At 44.0% G+C, this 7,597-nt stretch carries 2 protein-coding genes; both read left to right on the top strand.

The window, feature by feature from the left end:
• The first annotated feature begins 227 nt into the window (after positions 1 to 227).
• The gene (locus ACTRDR_RS14515; RefSeq protein ID WP_440528328.1) at positions 228 to 1,379 is read left to right on the top strand and encodes an MBL fold metallo-hydrolase; all 1,152 of its coding nucleotides are present in this window, start codon (positions 228 to 230) and stop codon (positions 1,377 to 1,379) included.
• Positions 1,372 to 7,419, top strand: coding sequence for a tetratricopeptide repeat protein (locus ACTRDR_RS14510; protein WP_440528326.1), 6,048 nt, complete (start codon positions 1,372 to 1,374; stop codon positions 7,417 to 7,419). Before ACTRDR_RS14515 ends, ACTRDR_RS14510 begins: the two co-directional genes overlap by 8 nt.
• Positions 7,420 to 7,597: the final 178 nt, after the last annotated feature.

Below are 7,597 nucleotides of genomic sequence, written 5' to 3'. Positions count from 1 at the left end.
AACAAGAAAAACGCTTCTGGAGTGCTGACCAAAAGCGTTTTGTCTACAGTCTGAGCTCATGTGCTACATGAGCTGGCAATTATCGGATTCAGCTCTTTTATAGCGGAAAAGTAATGAAAAAAATGCAGAGAAGAAAATGACTAGAAAAATACAACAAAGGACATCGGTGGCAAGATCGATGTCTTTTGTTGTATAATCATGTTATAATACCGCGAGAGGAGTAGGACATGCAGATCGGTGACAAAATTAGGATCACTATGCTGCCGGCAAGGGCAGGGGATTGTATCCTCATTGAGTTCCTTCAAGAGGACTACCGGATATTGATAGATGGCGGCTATGTGGATACCTATGATAATTATCTCAGAGATAAACTATTGCGCCTGAGCAAGGAAGGAAAGAGAATCCAATTATTGATCATCACTCATATTGATGCAGATCATATTGGCGGAATACAGGCCTTCTTAAAAGAAAACGGAAGTGCAGCAAAGCCCAACATTATAAAAGTGGATGAGGTGTGGTATAACTCCTTTTTTCATATCTACGGAGAACCGGAGTGCACAGGGAGCCTGCCGGATTATGTGCGACTGATGCTACAAGGAAAGGCTTTGCAGGGAATGAGGGATTGCAAAAACGGAAGCAAGGATATCAGCGTGACACAGGGAAATACGGTAGCAAAATTACTGTCTGTCAATGGATACCGCTGGAATAGCTCCTTTGAGGGAAAAGCGGTGTGTGTGGAAAACAGAGAAAGTATCTTACTACATGACAGGATTGCTTGCAGACTATTGGGACCGGGGGGAGAGGAACTTCATAAGCTGACCCAGTATTGGATCAGAGATATGAAACGAAATGTCCGAAATTTTAAAATCTATGAGGACGAATTATATAATGCGGCATTTGAGGGGATGTTCTTACATGACGGAACTGCGGAACCGGAACGAAACACAGGGAATATCAGCTATTGGGCTGGAAAAAACAGGTGGGATATCCAAAATTACGCTGCCGGATGGAATCATAAAATCGACACTAGTATCACGAATAGATCGTCAATAGCATTTCTTCTGCAATACGAGGCAATCACTATGCTATTCCCGGGAGACTGCCCGGTACAGGTATTTCAGGAGAAGTTACCGGGGCAGATCGAGGTAGTAAAACTGCCGCATCATGGTTCCTATGCCAATATCAGCAGAAAATTTATACAGGAAACACAAGTCACCTATTATCTCCTGTCCACGAATGGAGAAAAATATGACCACCCATCGCCTTGCGTGATTGGAAGCATCCTGCGGGAAGCTCCCACCCGGGCAAAAATTGTGAAAAACTATGAAATAGAAGCTCTGAAGACAATAGGAGAAACAGAAGGGGATTCCTATGAATGAGAAAGACAGAATTGCAATAACAAAAATAGAAAAAATAGTAGCTAAAGTAGATGGGGAAGAAAAGGGAAACGCTGTTCTCATAGATTCCAAGAGGGCGCTTACCATAAAACATTGTGTGGAGGCGGAGCGCGTAAAACTGATATTCCCGAATATGGGTTACAAAGCAGTATGGGCAGTACCGCAGCTAACCGGAATGGGAGAAGAGGAGCAGTTTGTTCTGTTGGAGCTGGAGACAGAAGTGGAAGCGGAAGAAGTTGCGTTTGAAGCATTACAGCTATTTCCGGGGGATATATCCGGAATCTATGGATTTGATGCTAATTTTTTCGCGGATGGCCGATGGAGCAAGCTCAGATTCACGGGTACCGTGACGCAAAATGAGAACAGAGTTACCGATCTGCTGTTTGATACGGAGACCAATAAAGAGGCTGATTTCTCAGGATTGTCCGGAAGCCCGATCATTGCAGACGGAAATATCATAGGAATCGTAGCACAGCAAAATACAGAAGACGGAAAAGCAATTGCCATCAAGGGAATCAGTGTCAGATCAAGCATCGAATTTTTCCGGGCAAACGCCATTCCTGTGGTAAAAAAGGAGCAGGGAGAGTATCAGCAGCAGAAGGAACTGATGTTTGGAGACCACTGCCAGGTACGTACTCCTGTGACCATCGCCGGAATACAGGATCTACAGACCAGATTAGAAGGAACCTATAAAGAAAAGCTGGAAAAAACGATAGAACTGCATCGAACGGGGAATGTAAACGAGGCATGGGATCGGTTGAGCAGACAGATTACGGAGCTGGACAGCGATCCCTGTATAAGAAACGAGATCAAAGCCGAATTCTATTACAGAATGGCAATCTGGTATCTGGAAGACAAAAATAGCATAGCCAAGGCACAGAAAAAGTTTGATAAGGCCATGGAATTAAATCCGGAATTAGACGGCTGTGTCTTCAGGGCAATCAAACAGTCCATGACCGGTGAAAATGCCTGTGCGGAAGATCTTCTCGAACCGGTGAATACAGTAGATAAATTCAATGTCTATCTACAGATATGTATTAATACCGGAAAAATTGAAAAAGCATCGGAAAAATATCTGGAAATGGATGATGTGATTCCAATGAACGCAGGAAGCTGCTATCTGATCAGCATCATGATGCTCCTGCAGCAACAATGCGAGGATGCAGGGGAATATATTGATAAGGCACTTGCAAAAGAGCCAGCGAATCCGTTTTATCACTTGATCAAGGGGGTTATTTTCTACTGGAAGGCATTGCCGGAGGATATGTGCCGTGAGAATGAGCTGTATCCGTCGATGCTTATGACCGGCATATTGCACCTGGAGGAAAAAGAACTGCTCACCAGTGCACAGGAAGAATACCGTCAGGCATTCCAAGCGGCAGAACAAGTGAACAACGAAGAATTGACGAAAGTGATACTGAATACATGGGTGAATGCTCTGTCAGTCGACGGAAGCTTCGAAAACGACGTCATGGAACCGCTTCAGATCATACAAAGCAGATACCCACTGAATGTGACCGCAATAATTTACCGGATACAGAGAAAAATGCCGATCCCTTCGGAAGTAACCGTAGAAAAGTTGGAAAAGGCAGCAAAAAAAGAATCTAATAAAATCGGGTATGTGATAGCTGCCATTGAATTAAGTATTTATCAGCATGACTTGAAGAAAGCAAAGAGCCTCTTACATGAATACAGAGCGCTGTTCCTAAAAGAAAAGCATTGTGATTACTGGTATGAGTATATTGCCAGAACCGAAGATAAGAAAGAAAATCTGCAGAAATGGGAAGAAGAACTGGACGCAGATACAGAAGTGGAGGAAATCAGTAAAAACCGATTAAAATGTATGTTCCTGCAGCAGGATAGAGACAGAGAACAAGAACTGGAAACCCTTTTGCAGGCAAACTATGCACAGACGACAAGCCGGCTGGATCTGCTGAACCTGATCACCTATTATAGAGGACAGAAAAAATGGGTAAAAATGCTGGAATATGCTGAACTGTTGGTTAATAAACATCTGGACGATTACGGAATGCTGTATCAGATCCAGGGACTTGTGGAGCTTCAGGAAGATGAAAAAGCGCTAGAAGTGGCCGATGCGTTGGAAACTAAAAAAATATGGGGGACGGAAGCGGAAATAAGCTGGGATAAAATGCATATTTACCGGAGAATGGGGGAATATGATAAAGCGATTGCTGCCGGAGAAAAAGTATGGCTTGAGAGACCCTCAGAGCATATCACACTGAAATTATCGGAACTGTATGCATTGAACGGACAGGAAAGTAAGGCATTGCACATTTTGCTGGCAGCAGAACAACAAGGTCTCTCGAATGTAACCATATACCAAAAAATAAGTGTGCTCTATCTGGATGCTGATAAAGAAAATGCTTGGGATTATGCCCAAAAGGCTGTCGAGGCCTCCGGGCGTCAGCCGGGAATCCTGCTATGGGCGCTGGAGATCGCCAACCGGACTGGAAGAAGTGATTACACAGGGAAATATTTGCAGGAAGTAATATCCCATAAAGGACAACATCTGTTAGAGACTAAGAGCATAGAGGAAATGCTGGAAATCATTGCGCAGAACAGACAGAAAACAGAGCAGCATACGCAGGCACTGTACGAAGGAAAAATGTTTAGTCACCTGTTTGTGGATGCCTCCAAGAGCACTTATGCAGAATATTTCCTGGGACAGTGGAATGCCGGCAACATGGTGCCGTTAGAATTTGGAGGGCACAACTACAGAGAAGAACAAATGACAGATCTGAAGCAGGGAGGAATCGTATTGGACTACTCTTCCTGCTTATTGCTGCAACAATTGGGTATATTGGGCAATCTGTTAGAGAGCATGCGGACGGTATATGTGTCGGGAGTGCTGTTCGGAGTGTTGGCGGAGGAAATACGCAAGGTTCCTGTCAGACAGGAAGAATTGGCGAAGGCCAATTACCGGACGATTGAGAAATGCCGTGACTTAAAAGTAGAATTTGTCCCGCTGGAGATACCGGAAGAGATAGCAAGACCGGATGCAATGCAGCGATTGCAGGCGATGAGAGAGGAAACTGCACAACATTATGGAGCAAAATGGGTATCCGGGGATGCGCAGAAGGCGCAGATCAGAGATACCGAAGTAATAGCACTGCTATATAGAACCGACGGAATCTCAGAGGATACTTATAAACAATACGGGGCAGAGATTGCAGAAGTCAGAGACAACATCATCCGGGAATTGGAACAACAGGTTCAGGCATTATATGTAGACATGGACATTCTCGAGAAATGGGATGAATATAATCTGCTGGCTCCGATTGCCAGAAGATTCCGGCTGCTGTCGGATGCAGACAGCTATCACGCGATACAAGACAAGTATCAAGAGATCCTGGACAAGAAAAAAATATGCGAACAATTAGAGGAGCTACGCGCTATCCTGTTGCAGTATAAGGGAAATGGCAAAGTGGTCTTTTTCCCGATGACAGAAGAAAACGATGATATGGTTTATACAAACATACTTGCTTCCGGATTGAAACAGGCAGAAAAACAAAAAATCCCCTTCTGTGTAGATGACAGGACGATGACCGGCTATGCATCTGTGGGCGAAAATAATATTTATAATACCTTTGATCTCCTACAATATCTCTACCGGGCGCATAAGATCACCAGAGAAAAATATTGCGATACTTATGAAAAAGCAATTGCCCGGAAAATACAGTACATAGTACCCGATACAGAATATGTCTTCTATACTTTAAACAGCGCCGGCATGGATGAGACTGCCGGAAGGCTTCTTGAAACCGATACACTCACAGCATTGAGAGAATATGTGCTGAGCGCATTAGAGATGAACAGCTTCCTACAAAAGGAGCGGATAGAACATGTAAATATCCCGGAGAGGGAAGCGTATATCCTATGCCTGCACAGAGAATCTATGGATCTGATTCAGAAAGTGTGGCAATCCGGGATGCCTTTCGAGAAAAAACATGCTGTTTCGAACTGGATATTGGAACACTTTTCCCAGTTTGCATTTGAATACGGTGATTACATCAGTGAAGAGGGGAAAAAGGATAGTCTGGCAATACAGCTGGCAGATCTGTTGATAAAAGGGACATATATTACATGGAATGAAAACGATACAGCAGCGTATTACGTGTGGCTCGATTCTTGGATGAAACCATATTTTCAGGAAAATCCGGAGATGAATGAGAGAACCATAAAACACCTCAGGCAATTCATGGATGCACTTATCAGACAATTATGTTCTGTAAAAAATCCTGATGAAAACAGGGTGGGCAGAAATATGTTCGCAATGGGAATAAAACATATGCCGGAGCAGTACAGGGAAGCACTTTTGCAAAATGAAGAGATCCGGCAATTGTATGATGAGGTTTACAACGTGTATGCAATTCACTTGTCTGAAAAGACTGCAGTTCCACAGGACAGAGTAAACCATTGGGAAAAACAGATACTGGAAAAAGGCGAAAATGATCCTGTGACCGAAGAATATAAAGGGATATCCTATACAATATCATGGAATTACCTGTTGCCGGGGTATCCCAGAATGAATATATATTGGAAGGAGGGAGAGTCGGAAAAGGAAATGCATTTTCTGCTTGCCAGAGAGCCTGGCAGGGAGAAAGACGATCTGTCGGATGAATTCGAAAAGCTTCGCAAAGAGAAAGTGTTGGAAGAAGACTGGCTGTTCAGAGAAGACATGCAGAAAATGGTGCTGCCGAAATCTCCGGAGTATTTCAGGCAATATTATGACTGTGAGACCGGAAAGAATCAGACGACACAGATTGCCCAGGCGCTTCCCCTTGAAATACAGGGAGGAGAGATGGCAGAGGACGGCATGGAGGATAACCACAATCCCGTCCACCTGCTGCACAGACTGGAGAGAAAATTGGCGACCGGCAGCACGACAGAGGATATCATGGCGGTGATTACAGATTTGTTCTCTTATGCAGGAGAAGAGAGCAGAGAATATGGAATGCTCTATGTATTGCTGCTGCGATATATATGGCAGCTGTTCCGAAATACAGAACACTATCGAGATAATTCACCGGAAAATCTCATGATGTGGTCATACCTCTGGGCGGATCAGATGATGAGCACTATGATGAAGTTGGCTGTACAATATCCGGCATATAGAGAACACTGGCTCAGAGGATTGCAGCATATGTTGGGAGATATCAAGACGGAAGGATTGCACAACAGGACGAAACAGGGAGATCCTGTCTCCCCGGAAACGGTGAACTTGTATCGTATCTGCATCAACGGAACCCTGCAGCTGCTCAGTAGATATAAAGTTACACAACAGGCAGCATCCCAAACGATAGACCTGCTGTTGGAAAAATATCCGGAGTGGATGGAAAATGCGACATACTACAGGGAAGGCAATCTGACAGTAAAATCGAGCTTGATTACGGCCAATGCAATGTTCGCAAACAATTTCTATGAAGTGGTACGAGAAGTTGCGATTCTGGGGAAGTGTACGGAAAAATTATGCGACAAAGAACGTCGGGTCATCCTGTCAGATACCAGGCAACAGAGTCTGCGTGAAATCCTGGGGGAAGAGAAAATAACGCTGGAAGCTCTCATTTATCTGCTGCTTCTGACAAGAGAACCCATGAATGAGGAAACGCAGACTGCGGTACAACACGTTATCGAAAAGAATGTCAAGCAGAATGCAATCGTATATGAGGAAAGATGGCAGATCACTCTAAGCTATATCGTGCAGGAGCTTCCGGAGGATTTCCGAGCGTGGTATGTAGAGCATGAACTTGACAGAATCGGAAAAAAGCTGTGTGAGCATGAACTTACCTGGGAAGAAGCATACCGGCTTGTGGGAATCGTCGCCGATGGCTGGGAAGACTTTGTCACCTTTTGGGAGAAAAATGTGGACCAGCTGCCAGAGGAAGCAAAAAGACAGATTGCTGATGTCATTGGAAGCCTGCAATATGCGGCACCGTATGCTTATCTGGATAGATTGCGGAAGATGCGGATACGACTTGAAATCTCAGCTATTCATGTGTAAAATTAGAGTAAAGCATTTGGACAGAATACGCTTTACTTGCATTGAATTGGATTAGTTCAGGTAAAATGCGGAATAAAACCGAATCCAGGGAATCTTTTGCGAAAAAAGGTAACGGTAAAATTTTCGTTGAATGAATTTTAAAAATCTGATTTGGGTATAGAAACCATAAGTTAGTCAT

This window comes from Simiaoa sp. (assembly GCF_051972595.1).
GTDB lineage: Bacteria > Bacillota > Clostridia > Lachnospirales > Lachnospiraceae > Acetatifactor > Acetatifactor hominis.
The sequence above is the reverse complement of the archived record's forward strand: the minus strand, read 5'-3'. Positions and strand labels throughout refer to the sequence as shown.